Source organism: Lichenihabitans sp. Uapishka_5 (genome assembly GCF_033947565.1).
GTDB lineage: Bacteria > Pseudomonadota > Alphaproteobacteria > Rhizobiales > Beijerinckiaceae > Lichenihabitans.
Window position 1 is genome coordinate 1 of record NZ_JARPVX010000004.1, and the last position, 23,280, is coordinate 23,280.

The 23,280-nt window shown below is 67.7% G+C and carries 25 protein-coding genes and 1 pseudogene; 9 read left to right on the top strand and 17 right to left on the bottom strand.

Annotated features, from left to right (window positions below):
• From P7D22_RS02690 to ruvB, 5 genes and pseudogenes are all read right to left on the bottom strand, one after another.
• A pseudogene (locus tag P7D22_RS02690) lies at positions 1 to 320 on the bottom strand (cell envelope biogenesis protein TolA); the annotation flags it as partial.
• A 10-nt stretch (positions 321 to 330) separates the two neighbouring features.
• Positions 331 to 777, bottom strand: a complete 447-nt coding sequence (locus P7D22_RS02695) for an ExbD/TolR family protein (RefSeq protein ID WP_319932667.1) — start codon at positions 775 to 777, stop codon at positions 331 to 333.
• Positions 778 to 803: 26 nt separating this feature from the next.
• The gene (gene tolQ, locus P7D22_RS02700; RefSeq protein ID WP_319932668.1) at positions 804 to 1,526 is read right to left on the bottom strand and encodes a protein TolQ; all 723 of its coding nucleotides are present in this window, start codon (positions 1,524 to 1,526) and stop codon (positions 804 to 806) included.
• Positions 1,527 to 1,693: 167 nt separating this feature from the next.
• On the bottom strand, positions 1,694 to 2,107 hold the full coding sequence (ybgC, locus tag P7D22_RS02705; protein ID WP_319932669.1) for a tol-pal system-associated acyl-CoA thioesterase: 414 nt from the start codon (positions 2,105 to 2,107) through the stop codon (positions 1,694 to 1,696).
• Positions 2,091 to 3,137: a Holliday junction branch migration DNA helicase RuvB gene (ruvB, locus tag P7D22_RS02710; protein WP_319932670.1), complete on the bottom strand. Its 1,047-nt coding sequence runs from the start codon at positions 3,135 to 3,137 to the stop codon at positions 2,091 to 2,093. Before ruvB ends, ybgC begins: the two co-directional genes overlap by 17 nt.
• A 105-nt stretch (positions 3,138 to 3,242) precedes the next feature.
• Here ruvB and P7D22_RS02715 point away from each other — a divergent pair, with 105 nt between their 5' ends.
• The 3 genes from P7D22_RS02715 to P7D22_RS02725 all read left to right on the top strand — a co-directional run bounded on the left by P7D22_RS02715 (position 3,243) and on the right by P7D22_RS02725 (position 5,596).
• The gene (locus P7D22_RS02715) at positions 3,243 to 3,827 is read left to right on the top strand and encodes a Uma2 family endonuclease (protein WP_319932671.1); all 585 of its coding nucleotides are present in this window, start codon (positions 3,243 to 3,245) and stop codon (positions 3,825 to 3,827) included.
• Positions 3,824 to 4,657 (top strand): shikimate dehydrogenase, encoded by an 834-nt coding sequence (locus P7D22_RS02720; protein WP_319932672.1) that lies wholly within the window; start codon positions 3,824 to 3,826, stop codon positions 4,655 to 4,657. Before P7D22_RS02715 ends, P7D22_RS02720 begins: the two co-directional genes overlap by 4 nt.
• A 102-nt stretch (positions 4,658 to 4,759) precedes the next feature.
• Complete coding sequence (locus P7D22_RS02725; RefSeq protein ID WP_319932673.1) at positions 4,760 to 5,596, top strand: outer membrane protein; 837 nt, start codon at positions 4,760 to 4,762, stop codon at positions 5,594 to 5,596.
• A 225-nt stretch (positions 5,597 to 5,821) separates the two neighbouring features.
• Here P7D22_RS02725 and hpnK read toward each other — a convergent pair whose 3' ends face one another.
• The 4 genes from hpnK to P7D22_RS02745 form a co-directional block, all read right to left on the bottom strand.
• Positions 5,822 to 6,670 carry a hopanoid biosynthesis-associated protein HpnK gene (gene hpnK / locus P7D22_RS02730; protein WP_319932674.1) on the bottom strand — a complete coding sequence of 283 codons (849 nt, stop codon included), beginning with the start codon at positions 6,668 to 6,670 and terminating at the stop codon, positions 5,822 to 5,824.
• Between the two features lie 75 nt (positions 6,671 to 6,745).
• A complete protein-coding gene (gene hpnJ / locus P7D22_RS02735) occupies positions 6,746 to 8,179 on the bottom strand; it encodes a hopanoid biosynthesis associated radical SAM protein HpnJ (RefSeq protein WP_319932675.1) in 1,434 nt (477 codons plus the stop codon).
• On the bottom strand, positions 8,179 to 9,327 hold the full coding sequence (gene hpnI / locus P7D22_RS02740; RefSeq protein ID WP_319932676.1) for a bacteriohopanetetrol glucosamine biosynthesis glycosyltransferase HpnI: 1,149 nt from the start codon (positions 9,325 to 9,327) through the stop codon (positions 8,179 to 8,181). Before hpnI ends, hpnJ begins: the two co-directional genes overlap by 1 nt.
• 127 nt (positions 9,328 to 9,454) lie before the next feature.
• On the bottom strand, positions 9,455 to 10,459 hold the full coding sequence (locus P7D22_RS02745; RefSeq protein WP_319932677.1) for a lysylphosphatidylglycerol synthase domain-containing protein: 1,005 nt from the start codon (positions 10,457 to 10,459) through the stop codon (positions 9,455 to 9,457).
• A 154-nt stretch (positions 10,460 to 10,613) separates the two neighbouring features.
• Between P7D22_RS02745 and cobO the strand changes: the two genes are divergently transcribed.
• Both cobO and P7D22_RS02755 read left to right on the top strand, forming a co-directional pair.
• Positions 10,614 to 11,270, top strand: coding sequence for a cob(I)yrinic acid a,c-diamide adenosyltransferase (cobO, locus tag P7D22_RS02750; RefSeq protein ID WP_319932678.1), 657 nt, complete (start codon positions 10,614 to 10,616; stop codon positions 11,268 to 11,270).
• 35 nt (positions 11,271 to 11,305) lie between these two features.
• Positions 11,306 to 12,766, top strand: coding sequence for a cobyric acid synthase (locus tag P7D22_RS02755; protein ID WP_319932808.1), 1,461 nt, complete (start codon positions 11,306 to 11,308; stop codon positions 12,764 to 12,766).
• A 19-nt stretch (positions 12,767 to 12,785) separates the two neighbouring features.
• On the opposite strand, the gene cbiB is transcribed toward P7D22_RS02755, so the two are convergent.
• The 6 genes from cbiB to P7D22_RS02785 form a co-directional block, all read right to left on the bottom strand.
• Positions 12,786 to 13,733 (bottom strand): adenosylcobinamide-phosphate synthase CbiB, encoded by a 948-nt coding sequence (gene cbiB, locus P7D22_RS02760; RefSeq protein ID WP_319932809.1) that lies wholly within the window; start codon positions 13,731 to 13,733, stop codon positions 12,786 to 12,788.
• A 25-nt stretch (positions 13,734 to 13,758) separates the two neighbouring features.
• Positions 13,759 to 14,076: an HPr family phosphocarrier protein gene (locus P7D22_RS02765; protein WP_442916017.1), complete on the bottom strand. Its 318-nt coding sequence runs from the start codon at positions 14,074 to 14,076 to the stop codon at positions 13,759 to 13,761.
• Positions 14,076 to 14,477, bottom strand: coding sequence for a PTS sugar transporter subunit IIA (locus P7D22_RS02770; RefSeq protein ID WP_319932680.1), 402 nt, complete (start codon positions 14,475 to 14,477; stop codon positions 14,076 to 14,078). Before P7D22_RS02770 ends, P7D22_RS02765 begins: the two co-directional genes overlap by 1 nt.
• A 105-nt stretch (positions 14,478 to 14,582) precedes the next feature.
• Positions 14,583 to 15,053 (bottom strand): HPr kinase/phosphorylase, encoded by a 471-nt coding sequence (locus P7D22_RS02775; protein ID WP_319932681.1) that lies wholly within the window; start codon positions 15,051 to 15,053, stop codon positions 14,583 to 14,585.
• Positions 15,050 to 16,894 carry a stimulus-sensing domain-containing protein gene (locus P7D22_RS02780; RefSeq protein ID WP_319932682.1) on the bottom strand — a complete coding sequence of 615 codons (1,845 nt, stop codon included), beginning with the start codon at positions 16,892 to 16,894 and terminating at the stop codon, positions 15,050 to 15,052. The genes P7D22_RS02775 and P7D22_RS02780 overlap by 4 nt, the downstream gene beginning before the upstream one ends.
• Positions 16,895 to 16,930: 36 nt before the next feature.
• A complete protein-coding gene (locus P7D22_RS02785) occupies positions 16,931 to 17,626 on the bottom strand; it encodes a response regulator transcription factor (protein WP_319932683.1) in 696 nt (231 codons plus the stop codon).
• Between the two features lie 228 nt (positions 17,627 to 17,854).
• On the opposite strand from P7D22_RS02785, the gene P7D22_RS02790 reads away from it, so the two are divergent.
• Together P7D22_RS02790 and P7D22_RS02795 are read left to right on the top strand one after the other, a co-directional pair.
• Complete coding sequence (locus P7D22_RS02790) at positions 17,855 to 18,655, top strand: ABC transporter ATP-binding protein (protein ID WP_442916015.1); 801 nt, start codon at positions 17,855 to 17,857, stop codon at positions 18,653 to 18,655.
• Complete coding sequence (locus P7D22_RS02795) at positions 18,652 to 19,398, top strand: HugZ family pyridoxamine 5'-phosphate oxidase (RefSeq protein WP_319932685.1); 747 nt, start codon at positions 18,652 to 18,654, stop codon at positions 19,396 to 19,398. The genes P7D22_RS02790 and P7D22_RS02795 overlap by 4 nt, the downstream gene beginning before the upstream one ends.
• Before the next feature lie 6 nt (positions 19,399 to 19,404).
• On the opposite strand, the gene P7D22_RS02800 is transcribed toward P7D22_RS02795, so the two are convergent.
• Entirely contained in the window at positions 19,405 to 20,286 is an 882-nt protein-coding gene (locus tag P7D22_RS02800; RefSeq protein WP_319932686.1) for an aldo/keto reductase family oxidoreductase, read from the bottom strand.
• Between the two features lie 90 nt (positions 20,287 to 20,376).
• Here P7D22_RS02800 and P7D22_RS02805 point away from each other — a divergent pair, with 90 nt between their 5' ends.
• Positions 20,377 to 21,279, top strand: coding sequence for a LysR family transcriptional regulator (locus P7D22_RS02805; protein ID WP_319932687.1), 903 nt, complete (start codon positions 20,377 to 20,379; stop codon positions 21,277 to 21,279).
• A gap of 32 nt (positions 21,280 to 21,311) precedes the next feature.
• Here P7D22_RS02805 and P7D22_RS02810 read toward each other — a convergent pair whose 3' ends face one another.
• The gene (locus P7D22_RS02810; RefSeq protein ID WP_319932688.1) at positions 21,312 to 22,049 is read right to left on the bottom strand and encodes a GntR family transcriptional regulator; all 738 of its coding nucleotides are present in this window, start codon (positions 22,047 to 22,049) and stop codon (positions 21,312 to 21,314) included.
• 208 nt (positions 22,050 to 22,257) lie between these two features.
• Here P7D22_RS02810 and P7D22_RS02815 point away from each other — a divergent pair, with 208 nt between their 5' ends.
• Complete coding sequence (locus P7D22_RS02815) at positions 22,258 to 23,253, top strand: ABC transporter ATP-binding protein (protein ID WP_319932689.1); 996 nt, start codon at positions 22,258 to 22,260, stop codon at positions 23,251 to 23,253.
• The last annotated feature ends 27 nt before the right edge of the window (positions 23,254 to 23,280 follow it).

The following is a 23,280-nucleotide window of genomic DNA, read 5'->3' on the forward strand; positions in this document are numbered from 1 at the left end:
GGCGGGGGCTCGACCGGTGGCGGGGGTGGCGTCGGCACAGCCTTGTCGGCCGGGTTCGTCACCGGCTTCGGGGTGGGGTCGGGGTTCGGATCAACCTTGTCGACCTTGGTGGTCGCATCCTTGACGACCTCCTTGGCGCTCTTGTCGCCCTGCATGACCTTGTTGAACTCGGAATCCGTCACCGTCTCGATCGGCACGGTTTCCTGCATGGGGTCGAAGCTCTCGGGCTTCGACGCGAAGGTCAGCAGCAGGAGCAGCAGCGCGACGAGGTGGATACCGCCCGACACCGCATAGCCAGGCTCTGAAAGCTTGAGCTTCAAAGCGGCCTCGTTACTGCTTGTCGTTCTCGGTCACGAGCGCGACCTTCTTGAAGCCGGCGGACGTGATGGTGGACATGACCTCAGCCACCCGGCCGTAGTTCACGGTTTTGGCGGCCCGCACGTAGATGCGTTCGTCAAAGCCTTCCTTCGCCATGGTGGAGAGCTGGTTGGCCAGGCCGTCGGCCGGCACCGGCACGTCGTTGACGAAGGTGTCGCCCTTCTCGTCGATGGCGACGCTAAGCGGCTTCTGGTCGACGTTGAGGGCCGCCGCCGAGGTCTTCGGCAAATCGATCTGAACACCCGACGCCAGCAGCGGCGCCGCCACCATGAAGATGATGAGCAGCACCAGCATGACGTCGATGAACGGCGTCATGTTGATGTCCGCCATGGCGCCATAGCGCGGCACCCCGCGCTTGCGCCGCCCGCCCTTGCCGCCTGCGCCGACCGACATACCCATGGTGCAGTTCTCCGGGACGGGCCGCGTTACGCCGCGCGGTCCCGCTCGCCGCCGACGTGCTGGTCGATCTGGCGCGACAGGATCGAGGAGAACTCGTCGGCAAAGGATTCCATGCGGGCCTGGAAGCGCGCCACCATGCCCTGCAGGTTGTTGAAGAAGATCAGCGCCGGAATGGCGGCGAAGAGGCCGATCGCGGTGGCGAACAGGGCTTCCGCGAGGCCCGGTGCGATGACGGCCAGCGAGGTGTTCTTGGAAGCCGCGATCGAGCGGAACGACGACATGATGCCCCAAACGGTGCCGAACAGCCCCACGAAGGGCGCGGTCGAAGCCACGGTGGCCAGCACCAGCAGGCCGGATTCGAGCTTCTCCACCTCGCGGGCGATCGATACGTCCAGCACCTTGTCGAGCCGGGCGTGCAGGCCCATGAACGACGCGCCGACGTTCTGGAACGAGCGCTTCCATTCGCGCATCGCGGCGACGAAACACGAGGCCATGCCGATCGTCGGTCGCTGCGAGGAGTTCTGGTAAAGCTCTTCCAACGACTGGCCCGACCAGAACACCTGCTCGAAGCGGTCCATCGCCTTGCGGGTCTTCGAGAACAACATCGTCTTGTTGATGATGATGGCCCAGCACCAGACCGAGGCGCTCAACAGGCCGATCATGACGATCTTCACCACGAGCGATGCGTTGAAGAACATCGTCAGAATGGAGACTTCGGTCGCCGCCGCGGCGGTATCAGCGGGGTTCATCGGGGCTCGAAATCCTTGCGGGCGGACCGGCAGGGGTGCCGTGGCGCGTCTCGTGCGGCCCGAATCCGTCGATTGTGGGGCTGCGGTCGGCCGCGATGGTTCGCCCATCTGTGGCCATTAAGCAAGTGTCAACGTTAATATCGCGTTAAGACCGAGGCGGCTAAGACTCAATCGAAGAGCTTTCGCCCAAGGTCCGCCGGGATGCGGCGGGGCCGGCCGCCGCCGACCAGCACCACGGTGACCGAGGCCGTCACCAGCACCTCGTCACCGCGCAGCACCCGCTGCGCCATCGCCACCGAGGCGCCCCCGCGCTTGGCGACCCGGGTTTCGACCCGCAGCAGATCGTCCATGCGGCCTGGGCGCAGGAAATCGATGTCCATGTGGCGCACCACGAAGGTGAGCGCCTCGCCGGCTTCGTCGCGCAGCTCCGATTGAACGATGCCGCGCGCCCGGATGAATTCCGTGCGACCCCGCTCCATGAAGCGCAGATAGTTGGCGTGATAAACGACGCCGCCGAAATCCGTGTCCTCATAATAAACCCGGACCGCCAGCGCGTGGGCCGCCTCAAGCATCCGGCGCATCCTGAAACATGCCGAACTGGCCGGTCTCGGGGCGCGACGGCGCCGTATAGCCGAGGTGCCTGAAGGCATGCGGCGTCAACAGGCGACCGCGCGGCGTGCGCTGCAGGAAGCCGATCTGGATCATATAGGGTTCGATGATGTCCTCGATGGCGTCGCGCGGCTCGCTCAGCGCCGCCGCCAGGGTCTCGATGCCGACCGGGCCGCCGCCGAACGACAGCGCGATAGCGTCGAGATAACGTCGGTCCATCTGGTCGAGCCCGATGGCATCGACCTCGAGCAGCTTGAGGGCGCCATCGGCGATCGCCCGGGTGATGACCGGCTCGCCGTCCACGATGGCGAAGTCCCGCACGCGGCGCAGCAGCCGGCCGGCGATGCGTGGCGTGCCGCGTGCCCGCTTGGCGATCTCGTTGGCACCGTCGTCCGCCATGCCGATGCCGAGCACCCGGGCACCGCGCGACACGATGTGCTGCAGTTCGGGCACCGTATAGAAGTTGAGCCGCAACGGGATGCCGAAGCGGTCGCGTAGCGGGGTGGTGAGCAGGCCCGCCCGCGTGGTGGCCCCAACCAGGGTGAATTTGGCGAGGTCGATCTTCACCGACCGGGCCGCCGGGCCCTGGCCGATGATGAGGTCGAGCTGAAAATCCTCCATGGCCGGGTAGAGGATCTCCTCGACGGCCGGGTTGAGGCGGTGGATCTCGTCGATGAACAACACGTCGCGCTCTTCCAGCGCGGTCAGCTGCGCCGCGAGGTCGCCCGCCTTGGCGATCACCGGACCGGAGGTGGAGCGGAAGTTGACCCCGAGCTCGCGCGCCACGATCTGGGCCAGCGTGGTCTTGCCGAGCCCCGGCGGGCCGACGAACAGCACGTGGTCGAGCGCCTCGCCGCGCTGCTTCGCGGCTTCCACAAAGGTCTTCAGGTTCTTTCGGATGGCGGCCTGGCCGACGAAGTCGCCGAGCACGAGCGGTCGCAACGACACATCATGGTCGTCGTCGCGCTTCTCAGGCGTGGTCAGGCGGCGGGGTGGTGGCAATCGGGGGTCCTTCGCGGGATGGTGCCGGCTGTGCTATTGTTCTCCTGCAATTGCAAGCCGAGCGGTTCCGACGTCACGCGGCGCCGATCAAACGAAGGTGTGAGGATGTCGCATTTCATCGCACCTTACGACACCCTGAGCTTCGAGGATTTCGAGGACCTTCTGCCCGACAGACCACACGATCAGCGCTGGGAGTTGATCGCTGGACGGGTCATCAAGATGATGGTCGGAGCACGCTGGGAGCACAACCGCATCAGTCAGAACGTCGCCTTCCGCTTGCGCCAGCAATTGAAAGCCGCCGGCGCGCCCTTTCACGTGTTCCTCGAGACCTTTTACATGAAGAACAAGGCGGTCGAGAGCGCGACGCTGCCCGACGTGATGGTGGCCTGCGGCCCCTTGCGGTCCGGGGCGACATCCGTCGACAACCCGGTGATCCTTGTCGAGGTGATGTCGCGCGGCAGCGCCCACAGGGATCGCCACGAGAAGTGGCAGGCGTACCGACGCCTTGCCTCATTGCAGCATTATGTCCTGATCGAGCGGGATCAGGCCTGCGTGCATGTTTTCGATCGCACGGGGGATGCTTGGGCGAGCTTGCGCAGCCTCGAGGGGCTCGATGCGATCCTCGATCTGCCGGCGCTTGGCCTCGCCGTGCCGCTCCGTGACATCTACGAGGATGTGCTTTCCGCGTGACCTTTCCCCGTGCCTTCGTGATCGGCCAGCCGATCGCACAATCCCGTTCGCCGATCCTGCACGGTCACTGGCTCCAAACCCTGGGCCTTGCCGGCTCCTATGAGCGCATCGAGGTCGCGCCCGCCGATCTGGCATCCTTCATCGCTAGCCTGCACTCCGCGGGTTTCGTCGGCGGCAATGTCACGGTGCCGCACAAGACCGCCGTGCTGGCGCTCGTCGATAACCTCGACGATGCGGCCCGCGCCATCGGGGCCGTGAACACCCTGTGGTTCGAAGGCGAGCGGCTGTGGGGCGGCAACACGGATTCGGTCGGCTTTCTGGCGGCGCTCGACCAGGAGGCGCCGGATTGGGATGCCGAGGCCCGCACCGCCACCGTGATCGGGGCCGGAGGAGCGGCACGGGCCATCGTGCATGGCCTTCTGCAGCGTGGGCTCGATGTGCGTCTTGCCAATCGGTCGCATGCGACGGCCGACGCCCTGTCGCAAAGCTTCGCCCGGCTGCCCGCCGTGCATGACCTCGCTGCAATGCCAGCCCTGCTGAACGACACGGATTTGTTGGTGAACACGACCGCGCTCGGCATGCAGGGCAAGCCCCCGCTGGTGCTAGACCTCACCGGCCTGAAACGCGGAGCCGTGGTCTGCGACATCGTTTATGCGCCGCTCGAAACCGATCTGCTGCGTGATGCGCGGGCGCGCGGCCATCGCGCGGTGGGGGGGCTGGGCATGCTGATGCATCAGGCGGTGCCCGGTTTCGCGCGCTGGTTCGGGCACAGGCCCAGCGTGACGCCGGCGCTTCGCGCGCTGCTGGAGGCCGACCTGCGGCCGCGTTGACCGCGCGCATTATGGAGAGACTGTGTTCACCGGGTGACGGACTTCGGGCGCGATCGGCGTATGATTGCTGCAACGACGGCAACGTCATTCGCGGGGGCCACCATGATGCGATCGATCCTAGCCGGCGCAGGCGCGCTTGCCGCATTGACGTCGGGCGCCTTCGCGGCTGACCTGCCGAGCCGCTTGGCACCCCCGGTCTACGCGCCCCCGCTGCTGCCGGCTTTCACCTGGACGGGTGGCTATTTCGGCGTCAACGCCGGCTATGCGTTCGATTCCGACACGCGCGTCACGACGGTCGATGGAGCGGGCGACGCCAATGGCGTAGCGACCGGCTTCCGGCCCGGGTCGATCAAGGCCTCGGCCGACGGTTTTACGGGCGGCGGCCAGATCGGCTATAACCTGCAGGTGCCGGGGTTTGGCGGCGGCTTCGGCGGGCCGGGCAGCGGCATCGTGATCGGTGTCGAGGCCGATGCGGCCTACACCGACCTCAGCCGCGGCACCGCGGTGTCGTTGAACGGCGCCACAAGCAGCTTCCGCACCGGCCTCGATTACCTCGGCACGGTGCGGGGCCGCTTCGGCTACGCCTTCAATCAGTTCATGGTCTATGGCACCGGCGGCTTCGCCTATGGCGGCGTCAACGACCGCGCCAACTTCTACAGCGGCGGCAATGGCGCCCTGGAATATGCAGGCCACACCGACGACATGGCGACCGGCTATGCCTATGGCGGTGGCGTGGAATATGCGCTTCCCACCTCGTCGTTGCTGAACTTCTTTAAGTCGAGCGCCGTGACCATCAAGGCCGAGTACCTGCATTACGATCTCGGCAAGACCGATGTGGCCACCACCGCGACAGGCGCCAATGCGGCGACCGGCACCTATACGGTGCGGTTCAAGAACGAGGGCGACCTCGCCCGCGCCGGCCTGAACTACAAGTTCTAGCGACGTCAGGGGCGGAGCTTGCTTCGCCCGGCAAGCTGGATCCAGGTCCATCATGCTGCAACAACAACAACCCGCGGCTCGTGCTGCGGGCGTTTTCGTTCGACACAGGTGAGATACCTGTCTCCCCGATGCGACGAGCCGTCGATGTCCGGCAGGCCCCGACCATGGGCCGCGCACCCTGAAGGATGCCGTCGCTCAGGTCTGTCTTCGCTGACGTGGTCGGCCCTAGATTTGAGGCGGGGCGTCCATGTAGCCGCCCTGGCTGGCACCACAATCGCGTGCCGCGGCGCGCACGTCGTCGGATACCAGGGCTGCCAACTCATCCGCATAGCGATAGCCGGCCGCCGATCCGGGATAGCCGCCGGTGGTCGCCGGGTGGGTATAGATTTCGGTGACACCCTGGGGCGGATGCACCAGCAGGGCGGCGAGCCGATCGGCCGTCATGGCGCCGGACCAGGCTAAGCCGAACACATGGTCCGGCACCTTGAAGCCCGCCACGCGCAATCGGTATTTCAACATGGTCGTGAAGGGTGTGGTGATGGCGGGCGTCAGGCGGGGCGCCGCCGGGTCGATGGCCCGCACCATGACGTTCGGCTCGTCCGGCACCCGCACCCATCGCATGCCGTAGCGGGGGCCGATCTGCATCAACAGGGTCGTGACGGTCGGGTGCAGGTGGTAGTGCTTGTGGGCATTGACGTGGTCGAGCCGCAACCCCGTCGCGGCAAAGACCGCGAATTGCGCCTCGATCTCGGCCGCGAGCTGGCGTTGCACGTCCTTGCGGAAGAACATGTCGGCGCCGACCTTTGCCATATCGGTGCGGAACAGCCCGTTTGGCCCGACGAGATCGGGGATCTGTGCCTTCGGCAGCACCGGTGGCGCTTCGAGTAGCGTGAGGTGCAGCCCCACACGCAGGCCGGGGCGGCGCTTGGCGATCGCGACCGCCGCGGCGGATGCCGGCGCGCCCACCATCAGGCTGGCGGTCGTGAGAATGCCCGCCGTGTGGGCGTGTTCCACCGCGTCATTGACCTCGGGGGCGAGGCCAAAGTCGTCGGCCGTGACGATCAGGTGCTTCATGATGCAGCTGGTTTGGTTGCGAAACGGCCCGGCATGCCGTGGTGACGCCTGCCGGGCCGTTCAGCTCGGGTGCCGTTAGGCCGCGATGTCCAGCGAGCGGCGCTCTTTGAGGAAGTGGAAGAACTCCACGCCCTCGCGCAGCCGGCGCACCAGCATCTGCCGGTCGCGCGCCATCTCGCCCACGATCGAGGCGATCTTGCCGGTGCGGAAGTAGAACGACCGGTAGAAGGTCTCGACCGACTGGAAGATCTCGGTGTGGGTCAGGTGCGGGTAGTGCAGCGGCGCGATCTGCACGCCGGACTCGTCGACGAGCTCGGCGTTCTTCTCGTCGAGCCAGCCGTTCTCGACCGCCTGGTTGAACAGGAAGGTGCCGGGGTAGGGCGCGGCCAGCGAAACCTGGATGGTGTGCGGGTTGATCCGCTTGGCGAAGGCCATGGTTTCCTGGATGGTTTCCTTCGACTCGCCCGGCAGGCCGAGGATGAAGGTGCCGTGGATCGCGATGCCGAGTTCGTGGCAGTCCTTGGTGAACTGTTCCGCCACCTCGATGCGCATGCCCTTCTTGATGTTGTGCAGGATCTGCTGGTTGCCGGACTCGTAGCCGACGAGCAGCAGCCGCAGGCCACCGTCCTTCAGCTTCTTCAGCGTGTCGCGCGGCACGTTGGCCTTGGCGTTGCAGGACCAGGTGATGCCGAGCTTGCCGAGCCGGGCCGCGATGGCTTCGGCGCGCGGCAGGTCGTCCGTGAACGTGTCATCGTCGAAGAAGAATTCCTTGGTCTGCGGGAAGTTCTTCTTGGCCCAGACGATCTCCTCGATCACGTGGTCGACCGAGCGGGTGCGGTAGCGGTGACCGCCCACCGTCTGCGGCCACAAACAGAAGGTGCAGCGGCTCTTGCAGCCACGGCCCGTGTAGATCGAGATGTAGGGGTGCTTCAGGTAGCCGATGAAGTAGTTCTCCATCACGAGGTCGCGCTTGTAGACCGGCGTGACGAAGGGAAGCGCATCCATGTTCTCGAGGATCGCGCGGTCCTTGTTGTGCACGATGACGCCGGACTCGTTGCGGAACGACAGGCCCGGGATCGAGGCCCAGTTCTGGCCGTCAGCGACGTCCTTCACGGTGAAGTCGAATTCGTTGCGGCAGACAAAATCGATGACGGGGGCCTGGGCGAGGCTCTTGTCCGACTCGACCGCCACCTTGGCGCCGATCATGCCGATCTTCATCGACGGGTTCGCGGCCTTCAGGGCCTGGGCCACCTTCACGTCCGAATTAAAGGACGGGATCGAGGTGTGCATGATGGTCAGGTCGAAATCCTTCGCCTGCGACGTGACCTCCGCCAGCTTGGTCTTGTGCGGCGGGGCGTCGATCAGCTTGGAGTTCTCAACCAGCGCGGCCGGCTGGGCTAGCCAGGTCGGGTACCAGAAGGACTTGATCTCGCGCTTCGCCTGGTAGCGCGAACCCGCGCCGCCGTCGAAGCCGTCGAAGGAGGGAGCCTGGAGGAAAAGCGTGCGCATTAGGGTCCTGTGTGGTCGGGCGCGGTCAGGATGCCATCGTGGCCGACACGGAACCGATGACCGCGCCAGTCGATCGATCCGGGCCAGAAACTGCCGAGGAACACGGCAAAAGAAAGAACATCGCGAAGTGGAAGGAGAATAAGATCCGCTGTGTCCTTGCGGACATAGCGTTTTACGCTCAGCGCCAGGGTGATGCGCAGCGCCAGAACGACGCCGAGCAGAACCCAGTCTCGGCGCTGCAGCCCGTCTGCCAGCGCCGCCAGGATCGCGAAGGGCAGCACGTGGGTGACGATGGAGCCTGCGAACCCTGCGGGGTCCACCGCCCTGATGGTGCGGCTCCAGCGGCCTTCCTGTCGCAGCAGGGCCGCCAGGCTGGTCGAGGCCGAGGTGTGGGCCAGCACCGGCCGCGCCGGCACCGCCACCGTGAGGCCGAGGCGGCGCACGGCGGCGCCGATCTCGTAATCGTCGGCGAGGTGATCCTTGAAGGCGTCGAACCCGCCGATGCGCCCGAGCGTGTCGCGCGTCATCGCGATCGTCGAACCCATGCAGGGCTTCGCCATGCCGAGCGCCAGCCCGAGCACGACGTTGGGCAGGAACTGACCGTCGACCCAGCCGGTGGCCAGCCGCGACCACAGGTTCGGCAGCGACAGGCCGCGATACAGGCAGGTGACGGCACCAATGCCGGGCCGCTGCAGGGCGCCGACCACATCCGACAGGTAGTTGGGTTCCACCCGCATGTCGCTGTCGGCCAGGACCACCACGTCGCCGGCGATCTCCCGGCTCATGTTGATGAGGTTCGACACCTTGCCGTTGCGCCCGTGCCGCCGTCCGTCGACCACCAGGCGCAGGTCGGCGTCTGGAAAGGCCGCCCGCAGCCGCTCGACGACGTCCACGGCGGGATCGGCCGCGTCCGCAACGCCGCAAATGACCGAGACCGCGCCCGCATAGGTTTGCCGGAGCACCGAGGCGAGATTGTCGAACAACAAAGGCTCGTCGCCGTGCAGCGGCTTCAATACCGTCACGGTGGGATGGATGATCGCCTCCGAGCCGGGCTGACACGCGAACCGGATCAGGCACGCGAGCGCCGCAAGCGTATAAAGGCAGCCGACAATCGCCATCAGCCAGAACGCAGAGGCGATCAGGCTCATGCGGCTTCGGGCCTTGGGGGCGAGAAAGCGAAAAAGGGCGTCATCCGTGGTGCCGGCTGCGGCGGCACGCGCCACCTTGGTTCAAACGCGATCTCACCCCTCGAGCACGCCTGCCCCCGAAGGCGGCTCAGACCGGTTGGGACGCGTCCTGCTTGGCATCGGCCGATCCGCGGCGCAAGAGTCGGCGCCCCTCGAGCCCCTGCCAAATAAACAGGCCGGGTATTCCCAGCAACACCTCGGGCAGCCGCTTGACCAGCGACAGCGCGATGGCGGTCGGGGCCGGGATGCCGAAGATGGCACACAGCGCGATGAAACCGCCTTCCTGAACCCCGATGGCGCCCGGCACCACGAAGGCCGCGCCGCGCACCGCCTGGGCGAGGCTCTCGATGATGAGTGCCGTGGTGTAGTCGACGCCGTGACCCATGAACCGCAGAGCGAAGTCGATCTCCCATACGCCCACAAACCAGATGACGAGATGCAGGAGGGTGGCGACCATCAGCGGCCCAGGACGACGGTAGATCGCCTGCAGACTGTCATGCAGAGACGTGATGCCGCCGAGCGCCGCCCATTTCGGGTTCCGGGCGAGCTTGGCCAACAGCCGCTCGACCAAGCGGAAGCCGCCGAACCGCTGGGCCAGGAAGAACCCGACGAGCGCCGGCGCCATCAGGGCGCAGCCGACCAGCACCCAGCGCGCGAGGGCGCTGTCGCCCACCGCCGCGATCAACAGCCCGACACCCAGCAGCGTGAAGACGAATTGCGTCACCGTCTGCACGAACAGGTCCGCGATGACGCTGGCGGCCGCGGGGCCGCCCGGCACCCGCCAGAAGGTGAGCAGCCGTGCCCCGATCAGGTCGCCGCCCACCTGGGCCACGGGTAACAGGCAGTTGATCGATTCGCGAAGCCAGCGCAGCAGCATGAAAACGCCGAGGCGCGGACGGTCGCCCGTCGGCAGCAGCCAGGCCCAGGCAACACCGGCACCGGACGTCTCGACGGCCCGCACTCCCATCACCAGCACGGCGCCCCAGCCGACCGCCTCGAAAGCCGACCAGACGGAGCCCGCCCCAAAGATGCCGATCAGCGCGATCGCGGCCGCGAGGCCGAGCAGGGTGAGGATGATGAGGGGCTTGGCCATGGCGGTCCGTTGCGGGCGTGACCGCATAGCGGCAGTGGGCAAGCATTAACCGGTCTGGCTTGGCTGGAGCATGGCGCCCAACGTGAGTTCCGCCCAATGCGGCATTCCGGCCACAGCGGGTGATTTGCCCGGCAAACCGGTTTATGCCGTGCCAATGAGCACAGGTCCCGACCCCTCGCACGATCCGGCGCACGGCCACGTCATTCCCGACCGGGAGGGCGAACGCCACAAAGCCAAGATGGTGCATCGCAAAGCCGTGCAGGATGCCGAGGTGGCGTCGAAGACCGTGGCCGAGAAGGGGCTGCTGATCGTCAACACCGGCCCGGGCAAGGGCAAGTCGACGGCGGCCTTTGGGCTGCTGCTGCGGGCGCTTGGCCATGGCTGGACCGTTGGGGTGGTCCAGTTCGTCAAGGGCGCCTGGGACACGGGCGAGCGAAGGGTGCTGGAGGGGTTCTCCGACCGGGTGCGCTGGCACACGATGGGCGAGGGCTTCACCTGGGAAACCCAGGACAAGGCGCGCGACATCGCGGCCGCGGAAGCCGCCTGGGCGCAGGCCCAGGCCTTGATGGCCGACCCTGCGGTCCGCCTGCTGGTGCTCGACGAGCTGAACATCGCGCTTCGTTACGACTACCTGCCGCTCGACGGTGTGGTGGCGGCGCTTGTCGCTCGACGGTCGGACCTGCACGTTGTCGTCACCGGCCGCAATGCCAAGCCGGCGCTGATCGCGGCCGCCGATCTCGTCACCGAGATGACGCTGGTGAAGCACCATTTTGCGGCCGGCGTGAAGGCGCAGGCTGGAATCGAGTTCTGATGCCGGTCGATGGCGGGCTCGTCACCCCGGCCCTGATGCTGCAGGGCACCGGTTCGGATGTCGGCAAGTCGCTGCTGGTGGCAGGCCTTTGCCGCGCCTATACGCGGCGCGGCCTGCGGGTGCGACCCTTCAAGCCGCAGAACATGTCCAACAACGCGGCCGTAACGCCCGACGGAGGCGAGATCGGGCGTGCCCAGGCGCTGCAGGCCCGCGCCTGCGGGGTGGCGCCGAGTGTGCTGATGAACCCCGTGCTGTTGAAGCCGCAGAGCGAGGTGGGGTCGCAGGTGGTGGTCGGCGGCCGGGTCATCGGCACCGCCAAGGCGCGTGAGTTCCAGGCCTGGAAGCCGCGCCTGAAGGCGGCCGTGCTGGACAGCTTCGCGACGCTCGAGCGGGAGGCCGATCTGGTGCTGGTGGAAGGCGCCGGCTCGGCCGCGGAGGTCAATCTGCGGGCCAACGACATCGCCAATATGGGGTTCGCGCGGGCCGCCGGGGTGCCGGTGGTGCTGGCTGGCGACATCGACCGGGGCGGCGTCATCGCCCAGCTGGTTGGCACCAAGGCGGTGATCGATCCGGCCGATGCCGCCATGGTGCGAGGCTTCCTGGTCAACAAGTTCCGTGGCGACCCGGCGCTGTTCGGCGACGGCATGCGGATCATCGAGCACCACACCGGCTGGCCGGCGCTGGGGCTGGTACCGTTCTTCCCCGGGGCGCATCGTTTGCCGGCCGAGGACGCGATGGCGCTCGCAGGCTGGTCGGGCCGGCAGGGCGGGGGCGGGCGGTTGCGCGTCGTCGTGCCGTTGCTGCCCCGCATCGCCAATTTCGACGACCTCGACCCGCTGCGGCTGGAACCCGGGGTGGACCTCACCCTTGCGCGCCCCGGCCGCCCGCTGCCCCCGGCCGACCTCATCCTGCTGCCCGGTTCGAAGGCGACGATCGCCGATCTTTTAGCGTTGCGCCATAACGGCTGGGACATCGACATCATGGCGCATGTCCGCCAGGGCGGCCGCGTGCTCGGGCTATGCGGCGGCTACCAGATGCTCGGCCAGCGCATCGACGACCCCGATGGTATCGAGGGGCCGCCGGGCGGTTGCGACGGGCTCGGCTTGCTGCAGGTCTCGACCGTGCTGACCGGCCGCAAGGTGCTGACGGCCGTGGCCGGCACTGCTGTCGCCGATGGCGTGCCATTCTCGGGTTATGAGATGCATGTTGGTACCACCAAAGGGTCCGACCTCGCGCGGCCGTTGTTACGCTTCGCGGACGGGCGGCTTGAGGGTGCTACGTCGGCCGATGGGCGCGTGTCGGCCTGCTACGTGCACGGCTTGTTCGGCCACGATGCCCAGCGGGCTGCCTGGCTGGGTCGCCTCGGCGCGCCGGCCTCGGACCTTGCCTATGAGGCACTGATCGAGGCGACCCTCGACGAGCTCGCGGCTCATCTCGAGAACCATGTCGACCTCGAGCGCATGTTGGCTTTGGCGCGCGCCCGGACAAGCCCGTAAGAGGCTCGGTAGTCGCTGCTCACCTCCGCAGCGCCAGGGCGACACCCAGCAGAACCGCGACCTGCAGGGCGGCGGCGACGCGGTAGAGCGTCAAGGCGCGGCGGATGTCGGCCAGCGTAACCTCCCGCCTCGGTCCGCCGATGAAACGGTCGTCGACCCGGGTGCCGCCGTAGATGCGAGGGCCCGCCAGCGCGATCCCGAGGGCGCCCGCCATCGCGGCCTCCGGCCATCCGGCATTGGGGGATCGATGATGCCGGGCATCGCGCTGCACGGCCTGTACGGCCGCGCCGGCGTCGGCGCAGGTCAACGCGGCCGCGAGGATCAGCCAGACGGCGGCCAACCGAGACGCCGGCAGGTTGACAAGGTCGTCCAGCCGGGCCGCAGCCCAGCCAAAGGCGCGGTAGCGGTCGGACCGGTGGCCGATCATGGAATCGGCCGTGTTGACGGCCTTGTAAAGCGCGCCGCCCGTCACGCCGCCGAGCGCCAGCCAGACCGCGGGCGCCACCACGCCGTCCGCAAAATTTTCGGCCAGGCTTTCGATGGCGGCCCGAACGACGCCGGCTTCGTCAAGCGCCGCCACGTCGCGGCCGACGATCATGGCGACGGCGCTCCGGCCGCCGGCGAGCCCGTCGTTCTCGAGCGCCACCGCCACCGCCCGCACATGATCGTGCAGGCTGCGCTGCGCCGGCAGGCTGCAGGCGGCCAGCACGCTCAAGATCCACCCCCAGGCGCTTCGCGCGGCAGCGTCGAACGGCCAAGCCACCACGGCGGTGGCACCCAGCAGACCCAGCAGGGCCGCGACGCCAGCAAGGCGATTGAGGGCGAAAGCTCGTTGCGGGTCGTTGAGGCGACGGTCGAGCCAAGCCAGCAGCGCGCCCATCCAGACCACGGGATGGCGCACGGCCCGGAACAGCCAGGCCGGGTAGCCAAATGCGGCCTCGACCAGCAGGGCCGCGGCCGCGAGCATCGGGGCCGTCACGGTCGACGAGCCGCTATTCGTCTTCCCCGAACCGATTGGCGATCAAGGTCGACAGGGCTTCGACCACCTCCATGGCTTGCGGCCCGGTAGCCGCGATGGTGACGGTGGAGCCCTGGCCGGCCCCGAGCGTCAGGATCCCCATGATCGACATGCCGCCCACGGTCTCGCCGCCGCGTTGCACCTGCACGTCGGCATCATAGGCTTCGACGCAATGCACGAACTTGGCGGTGGCGCGCGCGTGCAGGCCCTTACGGTTGACGATCAGGCAGGTGCGGCTTGTGCGTCCATCGAGCGTGACGGCGTCCGACACCGGTTGTTCGGGCTCGTCCATCATTTGCCCGTCAGCACCCGGCTTGCGATGTTGATGTATTTGCGTCCGGCATCCTGGGCCTGGGTCACGGCCTGACTCAGGGGTGACACCTCCCGGACCGATGCGAGCTTGATCAGCATCGGCAGATTGATGCCGGCCACGACCTCGACCATGGCGCCGTTCATCACCGAGATGGCGAGGTTCGACGGAGTGCCGCCGAACATATCGGTCAACAACACCACGCCCTGGCCGCTGTCGACAAACGCTACGGCTTCCAGGATGTCCTTGCGCCGTGCCTCCATGTCGTCTTCAGGCCCGATCGTGATGGTCGCGATCTGTTTCTGCGGGCCGACCACATGTTCCAGGGCCGCGCGGAACTCCGTCGCAAGATGGCCATGCGTGACGAGCACCATGCCTATCATTGCGCCGCGCCACCCTTGCCCAACGCGGTCCCGGCCGCTTCCTGACGATCAAGCATTGTGCGGCGCATCTTGCGGAAGGGCAGCCATTAGGCAAGTGAAATAGCTCTAAAGTCGGACGGCAGACTTAAGGGTTTCGATTCGATCCAGCACATGCTGGCATGAGAGCGCATCGATCGGGCCCTGCAGGCGCAGCAGCGGCACGCCCGCCTGACCGGCGAGCGTCGTGGTTTCTGCCGCGTCGTCGGTCCAGCGCGGCAGCGGGTTTGCGGGCGTGTGGAGCTCGACCACCAGCCGCACCACGCAGCAAGGCTCGGCCGGCAACCGCGCGATCGGCTGGGTCCGACGCTCCAGCAATCCGACGATGGCTTCGTGCGGGGATGCCAGCACCAACCCGGAGCAACACCGCAGCAGCACGCGATCGTCGCTTACCAGCCTGGCGAAGCGACCGCGCTCTGCCGCAAGGTCGAGCAGCCGCAGCGCCAGGCCGCTCTTGCCGCTGCCCGAAGGGCCGCGGATCAACACCCCGGCCTCGCCGACGAGCAGCGCGGTCGCATGAACCGCGATCGGCTCCGTCACGACCTCGCCAGGGGGAGCCACAGGGTGAAGCGCGCGCCAGCGAGGTCGATGATGCGCTCGTTGCCCTCCGGGTCGAGCTCGACCTCAGACTCATGGCCGGGCAGCACGCGGTTCTCGGCCCAGATGACGCCGCCATGCGCTTCCGCGATCTGCCGCGAGATCGACAGGCCGAGGCCGGAGTTCTGGCCGAAGCCGTGTTGCGGCCGATCGGTGTAGAAGCGCTCGAAGATGCGCTCGACCGCGTCCTGTGGAATGCCGGGGCCATCATCGTCGACCACGATCTCGACGCCCGCCTCTTCGTCGTCGTCGCGGGCGGGGTTGAGGGCGTGGCGCAGGCACACCCGCACGGTGCCGCCCTGCGGCGAGAACGAGCGTGCGTTGTCGATCAGGTTGTTGAGGACCTGGCCCAGGCGCGAATCGTGCCCCTCGACCTTGAACCCGTCGAGACCGGCATCGCCGCCCTCCGGCGGCAGGATCTCGAGCGTCACTCGCACGTCGTCACGTCGTGACACGCCATTGGCGACCTCGACCACGGCGGTCGCCAGCGCCGCCATATCGACCTTGATCTGCCCGCCGCGGGCCAGTTCGGCATCGAGGCGCGAGGCGTCCGAAATGTCGCTGATCAAGCGGTCGAGCCGGCGCACATCGTGCTGGATGACCGTCAACAACCGCTCGCGCGATTCGTCGGTCTTGATGCGGGGCAGGGTTTCGACGGCGCTGCGCAGCGAGGTGAGCGGATTCTTCAGCTCATGGGCGACATCGGCCGCGAAACTCTCGATCGCTTCCATGCGTGCGTAAAGCGCGTGCGTCATGTCCCGCAGGGCGCCGGACAGATGCCCGATCTCATCCGAGCGGCTGGTGAAGTCGGGGATCTCCTGGCGGGAGTTGCCGCCACGCCGCACCCGCTCCGCCGCCTCGGCAAGGCGCCGCATTGGCCCCGCGATGGTGCCGGCCAGGAACAACGACAACAAAAACGTCACGCTCGCGGCCACGAGGAATACCCGCACCATGGCCCAGCGCTCGGACGCGATGATGCCGTCGATGTCACCCCCCTGGGTCGACAGCAGCAGGGCGCCCCGCACGCTGCGGGCCCGCATGATCGGCACCGCGACCGACACGATGGTTTCGCCCCGCGGGTTGGTCCGCACCACGGAGCGGCTTTGGCTGTTGAGCGCGTCGCCGACCTCGGGAAACACCTTGGCGCCTGACAACGGCCCGTCATCGGCGACGCTGGTGTCAGGCGGATCGAGACGCCGGCGCAGCGCCCCCCAAAGATGCGCCACAAGGGTTTCGGCCCTGGGGGCTTGGCCGCCGTTGCGACGGAACACCGTCGAATGCAGCGACATGGCGCGCGTGTCGAGCAGAAGGTCGGCGTCGAGGTCGTACACCCGGGCCCGCGTCCGGGTCGGAGAAACAAGGCGCCGGAGCACCGGACCGACGCGGTCGGGATTGATGGAGAATTCGAGCGCCGAATTCTCGTCCTCGCCCGTGATGGCCGGCTGACCCGGGGCCAGTTGCAGCAGTTTTTCGGGGTCGATCGTCAGGGCGTCGGTCTGCACCGCGGCCGAGGCCGCGATAGCGGCCGCAATGATCTCCCCTTGGGCCTGCAGGCTTTGCACCCGGGCATCGATCAGCCCTTCCCGGAACTGGTTCACGTAGAGAAACAACAGCAGCAGGACCAGCAAGCCGCCGAGGTTCAGCACCACGATCCGCCGCGTCAGCGACGACGACATCCGCAATCCGATGATGTGGATGAAGCGGCGCAGCCGCACCGACCAGCTGCGCGGGCGCACCCGGTGGGGCGAGCGTGCGAAGCCGCGTCGGACCAGCCGGGGCGTCATGGGAAAGAGCGAACCGTCACGGGATCAGTGTCGCGGCTATTCCTTGAAGCGATAACCGACGCCATACAGCGTCTCGATCATCTCGAAGTCGTCGTCGACGACCTTGAACTTCTTGCGGAGACGCTTGATGTGGCTGTCGATGGTGCGGTCGTCGACATACACCTGGTCGTCGTAGGCGGCATCCATCAAGGCATTGCGGCTTTTCACGACGCCGGGGCGGGTGGCAAGCGCCTGCAGGATCAGGAACTCCGTCACCGTCAGGGTCACGGCTTCGCCCTTCCAGGTGCAGGTATGGCGCTCCGGGTCCATCTTCAGGTTGCCGCGCTCGAGCAGCTTGGCCTCGGATTCCTTCTGGGCCGCGGCTTCCTTCGGATTGGCGCGCCGCAGGATGGCCTTGACGCGCTCGACCAGCAGCCGCTGCGAGAAGGGTTTCCGGATGAAGTCGTCCGCGCCCATCTTGAGGCCGAACAGCTCGTCGATCTCGTCATCCTTCGAGGTCAGGAAGATGACCGGCAGGTCCGACTTCTGCCGCAGCCGCCGCAGCAGCTCCATGCCGTCCATGCGCGGCATCTTGATGTCGAAGATGGCAAGGTCGGGCGGCGTCGCCTTCAAGCCGTCGAGCGCGGCGGCGCCATCGGTATAGACCTGGACCCGGTAGCCTTCCGCCTCAAGCGAAAGGGACACGGATGTGAGGATATTGCGGTCGTCGTCGACGAGAGCGATGGAAGGCATGGACGCGCCCCTGTTGGGCCGAAAGATCGGCCGCCCCGCGGGTGCCGGACGGTGATGCCACCCGTCGCCCGCTGTTGAACATGCTCCCTGGGCAGACCGCCCCAGCCCGGGGAGCTTCGTTATATAGGGTCAAGTGTGGCGAAAACGAGCGGGGGTAGGGACCTCCGCCTAGGAGGGTCGCGCAAGAACAGGCTTGCGGTCCTGCCGGACGCGGGGGATGCTGCCTCGATGAATGCGTCAGGAGGGGTCGTGGCCGGGTTGGAGATCGCGTTGAGCGTCAGGGGCATCGAGAAGCGCTTCGGCGCCCTCGAGGTGTTGAAGGGCATCTCGCTCGATGCGCATCGGGGCGATGTGATCTCGATCCTCGGCGCCAGCGGCTCCGGCAAGAGCACATTCCTGCGTTGCATCAACCTGTTGGAAACGCCCGACGCCGGCGAGGTCAGTTTGGGCGGCGAAACGATCCAGATGCGCAAGCGCCGCGACGGCACCGCCACGCCGGCCGACATGCGCCAGGTCGACCGCATCCGAAGCCGGCTTGGCATGGTGTTTCAAAGTTTTAATCTGTGGTCTCACATGACGGTGCTGGAAAACGTCATCGAGGCGCCGGTGCATGTGCAGAAGCGCCCGCGCGCCGAGTGCATCGCCGAGGCCGAGGCCCTGCTGGCCAAGGTCGGCATCGCCGAAAAGCGGCACTTGTATCCGGCCCATCTGTCGGGTGGCCAGCAGCAGCGCGCCGCCATCGCCCGGGCGCTGGCGATGCGGCCCGAGGTGATGTTGTTTGATGAGCCGACCTCGGCGCTCGACCCCGAACTCGTCGGCGAGGTGCTGCGCGTCATGCGGGCCTTGGCCGAGGAAGGCCGCACCATGCTGGTGGTGACGCATGAGATGGGGTTCGCCCGCAACGTGTCGAACCGCGTGGTCTTCGTCGAGGCCGGACGCATCGAGGCCGATGGGCCGCCGGCGGCGCTGTTCGGCGGCGACGCGTCCGATCGCTTCCGGGCCTTCGTGGGCTCGACCCAGCACCATTGACCACCACCGTCCCGGCAGCGCCCGATCCCGGGCTACTCACGGTCGCCAAGCGACTGCTTCGCGTCGTCCGAGCCGCGACGCTGGCGACGCTGACCTCCGATGGTATGCCGTTCGCCAGCCTCGCAACGGTGGCGACCCTGCCGGATGGCAGCCCCATCCTGTTGTTGTCGCGCCTGGCCCATCATACCCGTCACCTCGAGGCCGATCGGCGTTGTTCGTTGCTGCTGGCCGATCGCGGGCGCGGCGATCCGCTCGCCCATGCGCGCCTCACTCTGCTGGGCCGCGCCGAGCCTCTGGTGGACGCGGCCGCCACAGCGGCGCGACGTCGCTTCCTGGCCCGTAACCCGAAAGCAGAGCTTTACGCCGACTTCCCCGATTTCGGCTTCTGGCGCTTCGCCATTACGGCGGCGCATCTCAACGGCGGGTTCGGTCAGGCCGCCAGTGTTTCGGCCGACGCCCTCCTCACCAATGTCGAGGGCTGCGACGCCCTGCTGGACGGGGAGGAGGGTGCGGTGGCCCACATGAACGCGGACCACAGCGACGCGATCGCGCTCTACGCCGCCCGGCTGCTCGGCCTGCCGGAGCGAGTGTGGCGGCTGTCCGGACTGGACCCGGACGGCCTGGATTTCGTGGCCGGCGACCTGACGGGCCGGCTCGCATTCGAGACGCGCGTCACCTCGGGCGCGAAGCTGCGCCCCCTGTTGATGCGGCTGGCCGCCGAGGCCCGCGCCCGGGCGCCATGACGACCCTCACGCGGTTGCCGGGGTGGTCCCGATGTCGTCCAGCGCCGCCATGGCGTCGTCCGGCAGGTCGATCGCGGCGGTGGCCAGGTTCTCCCGCAGATGGTCGAGCGACGAGGTGCCGGGGATCAACAGGATGTTCGGTGCCCGGCGCAGCAACCAAGCGAGCGCCACCTGCATCGGCGTGGCCTCGAGCCGCGCCGCAACCGCGTCGAGGTGGGTCGATTGCAGGAGGGTGAAGCCGCCGAGCGGGAAGAACGGCACATAGGCGATGCCGTCGCGCCGCAACGCTTCCAGCATGGCGTCGTCCTCGCGATGCGCGACGTTGTAGAGGTTCTGCACGCAGACGACCGGGCACAAGCGCCGGCCTTCGGCGACCTGGGTGGCCGTGACGTTGCTGAGGCCGATGTGGCGGATCAGGCCTTGCCGCTGCAGGTCGGCCAAGACGGTCAAGGGCGCCTCGATGGAGCCCTCGGCCGGCCCATGCGTGCCGAACATCGACCGCAGATTGACCACCGGCAGCACGTCGAGGCCGAGGTTGCGCAGGTTGTCGTGCACGGCCGCGGTCAGTTCTTCGCGTGAGAAGGCCGGGTTCCAGGACGCGTCGGTGCCGCGGCGGGCGCCGACCTTGGTGACGAGGACGAGATCGTCCGCGTAGGGGTGCAGCGCCTCGCGGATGATTTCGTTGGTGACGTGCGGCCCATAGAAGTCGCTGGTGTCGATGTGGTCGACGCCCTGTGCCACGGCTTCCCGCAGCACTGCCACCGCGGCGGCGCGGTCCTTCGGCGGCCCGAAGACGCCGGGGCCGGCCAGTTGCATGGCCCCGTAGCCGAGACGTTTGACAGAGCGATCGCCGAGCGTGAACGTCCCGGCCTTGCTGAGAATGGACATTGCGGATCTCCTTCGCGGCTTCTCGGTAGCAAACATCCGCTCCGCCGATAACGGCGTGCAATCCGCACGGGGCGTGCGACATTGCGCACAATGGCAACGATCTCCGATTTGTCCGCCTTCGTGACCGTGGCCCGGGCCGGTGGGTTCCGCGGCGCCGCTCGGGCCAGCCCCGACAGTGCTTCGAGCCTCAGCGCGGCAGTGCGCCGCCTCGAGGAGCAGCTCGGCGTCCGCCTGCTCAACCGCACCACCCGCAGCGTGGTGCCGACCGAGGCCGGCGCCTCGCTGCTGGAGCGGCTCGGTCCCGCCCTGGCCGAAGTCGAAGCGGCGCTCGACGTGGTCAACGGGTTTCGCGCACGGCCGGCCGGCACGCTGCGCCTCAACGTGCCGGTCAGCGCCGCTCGCCTTGTGCTGCCCGCCATCGTGCCGGCCTTCCTGGCCGCTTATCCGGACATCCGGCTGGAGGTCACGGCCGACGACGCCTTCGTGAACATGCTGGCGGGCGGTTTCGACGCCGGCATCCGCTACGACGAGCGGCTGGAACAGGACATGGTGGCGGTGCCGATCGGGCCGCGCGTCCAGCGCGCCGCGGCGGCCGCCGCTCCGGCCTATCTGGCCCGCCGTGGGCGCCCGTCCCATCCACGCGACCTGCTGCACCATGCCTGCCTGCAAGGGCGGTTCTCGGGCGGTTCTCCAATAACCTGGGAGTTCGAACGGGACGGCGAGGTGGTGCGGATCGAGCCGAATGGCCCGCTCGTGGTCAGTATCGGCACGGCCACCGACCTCGCGGTCGAGGCCGCCCTGGCCGGCACCGGCATCATCATCCTGTTCGAGGATTGGCTGCGCCCCCACCTCGACAGTGGCGCCCTGGTGCCCGTGCTGGAGGACTGGTGGCAGCCGTTCCCGGGCCCCTACCTTTATTTCCCGAGCCGCCGGCTGATGCCGGCGCCGTTGCGGGCTTTCGTGGACTTCATCAAGTCTCAGGCGGCCACGTAAGGCGGCCACGTAAGGCGGCCGGGAGCGCGGTGTCAGGCGGCGGTGACGGCCAGGCTTGACGGTGGCCCGAGCACATCCGCCAGGGCGAGCGGACGGTGGTTGGGGCGCTTGAAATCGAGGTCGCGCTCGATGTCGGCGAGATGGCGCATCATTTCCGCCACGGCCGCCGGGGCATCGCGTGCCCGCAGAGTCGCGATGAGGGCGCGATGGTCGCCGTCGCCGCATTCCGAATGCACCGTGTGACCATAAAGTGCGATCACCAGCGACGACCGGGACACGAGGTCGCGCAGGAACGCGTGCAGCACCGGCTGCCCGGCCAGGCGGGAGATGCCGAGGTGGAACTCGCCCGAAAGCCGGATGGCCCGGCCGCGGTCGTGGTGCGCCAGAGCCGTGCGCCCTTCATCGACCAGCGCCTCGAGCCCATCGAGCGTCGTCGGCGTCGCAGCCGCCGCGGCGCGGGCCACCGTGGCGGCTTCGATCAGGCGGCGTGCCTCGAACACCGCCTGGGCTTCGGCGACGCTTGGCGAGGCCACCGCGGCCCCCTTGTTGCGGGCCAGCACGACGATCTTGTCGCGTGCGAGGGCCTGCAGGGCCGCCCGCACCAGGGTGCGGCTCGCCCCATAGATGGCGCCCAACTGATCTTCGGGCAGCTTGGTGCCCGGCAGCAGGCGTTGTTCGCTGATGGCCCTGTGGATCGCTTCGCCGATCGCATCGGCTCGATCGCCCATCCGGCTGAGGCCGGCAGCCGCGCCTCGATCGCTTCCTGTCACACGCATCCTCGCCCGGCATGCTGGCGGCCGTGGATCACGCTAAGCGGGAGCCTGTTTCGCCCGCAAGATCAAACTGTATACAGTTCGGGCGGGAGATTGGGCACAACTGGCGCATTTGCGGGCGCTTCGGCATGATGCTCCGATGGCTCCGTCCGGCGCCAGGGTTGGCACGTTGGTTGCAGGATCGGCCTCACCACAGGAATGGCCCATGCGAGACGCGGACCTCGAACTCGTCCACCTGACCAAGCGCTACGGCGACACCACGGCGGTCGACGCTATCGACCTCAAGGTGCCGGCCAACTCGTATTGCTGCCTGCTCGGACCGTCGGGCTGCGGCAAGTCCTCGACCTTGCGGATGATCGCCGGCCATGAGGCTGCATCCGGCGGCGACATCGTGTTCGGCTCCACCAACGTCACCAACCTGCCGCCCGCCAAGCGCGGCACCGCCATGATGTTCCAGAGCTACGCGTTGTTCCCGCACCTCAGCTGCCTCGACAACGTGGCCTTCTCGCTGAAGATGCGGGGCGTCGACAAGGCGACCCGGCATAAGCGCGCCCACGAGCTGCTGGCGCTCGTCGCCATGGACACCTATGCGGACCGGCTGCCGGCGCAACTGTCGGGTGGCCAGCAGCAGCGTATCGCGCTCGCCCGCGCGCTGATCACCGAGCCGCAGATCGTGCTGCTCGACGAACCGCTGTCGGCCCTCGACCCGTTTCTGCGCTTGAAGATGCGGGTGGAGTTGCGCCGCCTGCAGCAGCAGCTCGGCATCATCTTCGTCCATGTGACGCACAGCCAGGACGAGGCCATGGCGTTGGCCGACCAGATCGTTATCATGAATCATGGTCGCATCGAGCAGGCCGGTACGCCGCGCGACGTGTTTAACAATCCGGCGACCGCCTTTGTGGCGCGCTTCATCGGCGGCCACAACGTCATCGCGACGCCGCAAGGCGACATCGCGGTCAGGGCCGACAGGCTTGTGTTGAAGCGCCCAGCGCCGGGCACGAACGGCCTCATCGACGGTACCGTGCGATCCGTCGAATACCAGGGCACCTATGTGCAGCTCGCCATCGAGGGGACGGACGGCCGCGAGATCACGGCTACCGCCGACGAGGCGACCTTCGACCAGACACCGTTCAGCCCCGGCGACCCGATCGCGGTGTCCTGGGGCGAACGCGACGTGCATCGCCTCAGCCAAGCCGCCTGAAACGGCCGCTGATCCATCGTGAAGGGG

What these genes read in the sequence shown, in the direction of transcription:
- P7D22_RS02695 (WP_319932667.1), bottom strand. Translation starts at nt 777, where the DNA reads ATGGGTATGTCGGTCGGCGCAGGCGGCAAGGGCGGGCGGCGCAAGCGC.
- tolQ (WP_319932668.1), bottom strand. Translation starts at nt 1,526, where the DNA reads ATGAACCCCGCTGATACCGCCGCGGCGGCGACCGAAGTCTCCATTCTG.
- ybgC (WP_319932669.1), bottom strand. Translation starts at nt 2,107, where the DNA reads ATGCGCCGGATGCTTGAGGCGGCCCACGCGCTGGCGGTCCGGGTTTAT.
- P7D22_RS02715 (WP_319932671.1), top strand. Translation starts at nt 3,243, where the DNA reads ATGTCGCATTTCATCGCACCTTACGACACCCTGAGCTTCGAGGATTTC.
- P7D22_RS02725 (WP_319932673.1), top strand. Translation starts at nt 4,760, where the DNA reads ATGATGCGATCGATCCTAGCCGGCGCAGGCGCGCTTGCCGCATTGACG.
- hpnK (WP_319932674.1), bottom strand. Translation starts at nt 6,670, where the DNA reads ATGAAGCACCTGATCGTCACGGCCGACGACTTTGGCCTCGCCCCCGAG.
- hpnJ (WP_319932675.1), bottom strand. Translation starts at nt 8,179, where the DNA reads ATGCGCACGCTTTTCCTCCAGGCTCCCTCCTTCGACGGCTTCGACGGC.
- hpnI (WP_319932676.1), bottom strand. Translation starts at nt 9,327, where the DNA reads ATGAGCCTGATCGCCTCTGCGTTCTGGCTGATGGCGATTGTCGGCTGC.
- P7D22_RS02745 (WP_319932677.1), bottom strand. Translation starts at nt 10,459, where the DNA reads ATGGCCAAGCCCCTCATCATCCTCACCCTGCTCGGCCTCGCGGCCGCG.
- cobO (WP_319932678.1), top strand. Translation starts at nt 10,614, where the DNA reads ATGAGCACAGGTCCCGACCCCTCGCACGATCCGGCGCACGGCCACGTC.
- P7D22_RS02755 (WP_319932808.1), top strand. Translation starts at nt 11,306, where the DNA reads ATGCTGCAGGGCACCGGTTCGGATGTCGGCAAGTCGCTGCTGGTGGCA.
- cbiB (WP_319932809.1), bottom strand. Translation starts at nt 13,733, where the DNA reads ATGCTCGCGGCCGCGGCCCTGCTGGTCGAGGCCGCATTTGGCTACCCG.
- P7D22_RS02765 (WP_442916017.1), bottom strand. Translation starts at nt 14,076, where the DNA reads ATGGACGAGCCCGAACAACCGGTGTCGGACGCCGTCACGCTCGATGGA.
- P7D22_RS02770 (WP_319932680.1), bottom strand. Translation starts at nt 14,477, where the DNA reads ATGATAGGCATGGTGCTCGTCACGCATGGCCATCTTGCGACGGAGTTC.
- P7D22_RS02780 (WP_319932682.1), bottom strand. Translation starts at nt 16,894, where the DNA reads ATGACGCCCCGGCTGGTCCGACGCGGCTTCGCACGCTCGCCCCACCGG.
- P7D22_RS02785 (WP_319932683.1), bottom strand. Translation starts at nt 17,626, where the DNA reads ATGCCTTCCATCGCTCTCGTCGACGACGACCGCAATATCCTCACATCC.
- P7D22_RS02790 (WP_442916015.1), top strand. Translation starts at nt 17,855, where the DNA reads ATGAATGCGTCAGGAGGGGTCGTGGCCGGGTTGGAGATCGCGTTGAGC.
- P7D22_RS02800 (WP_319932686.1), bottom strand. Translation starts at nt 20,286, where the DNA reads ATGTCCATTCTCAGCAAGGCCGGGACGTTCACGCTCGGCGATCGCTCT.
- P7D22_RS02805 (WP_319932687.1), top strand. Translation starts at nt 20,377, where the DNA reads ATGGCAACGATCTCCGATTTGTCCGCCTTCGTGACCGTGGCCCGGGCC.
- P7D22_RS02815 (WP_319932689.1), top strand. Translation starts at nt 22,258, where the DNA reads ATGCGAGACGCGGACCTCGAACTCGTCCACCTGACCAAGCGCTACGGC.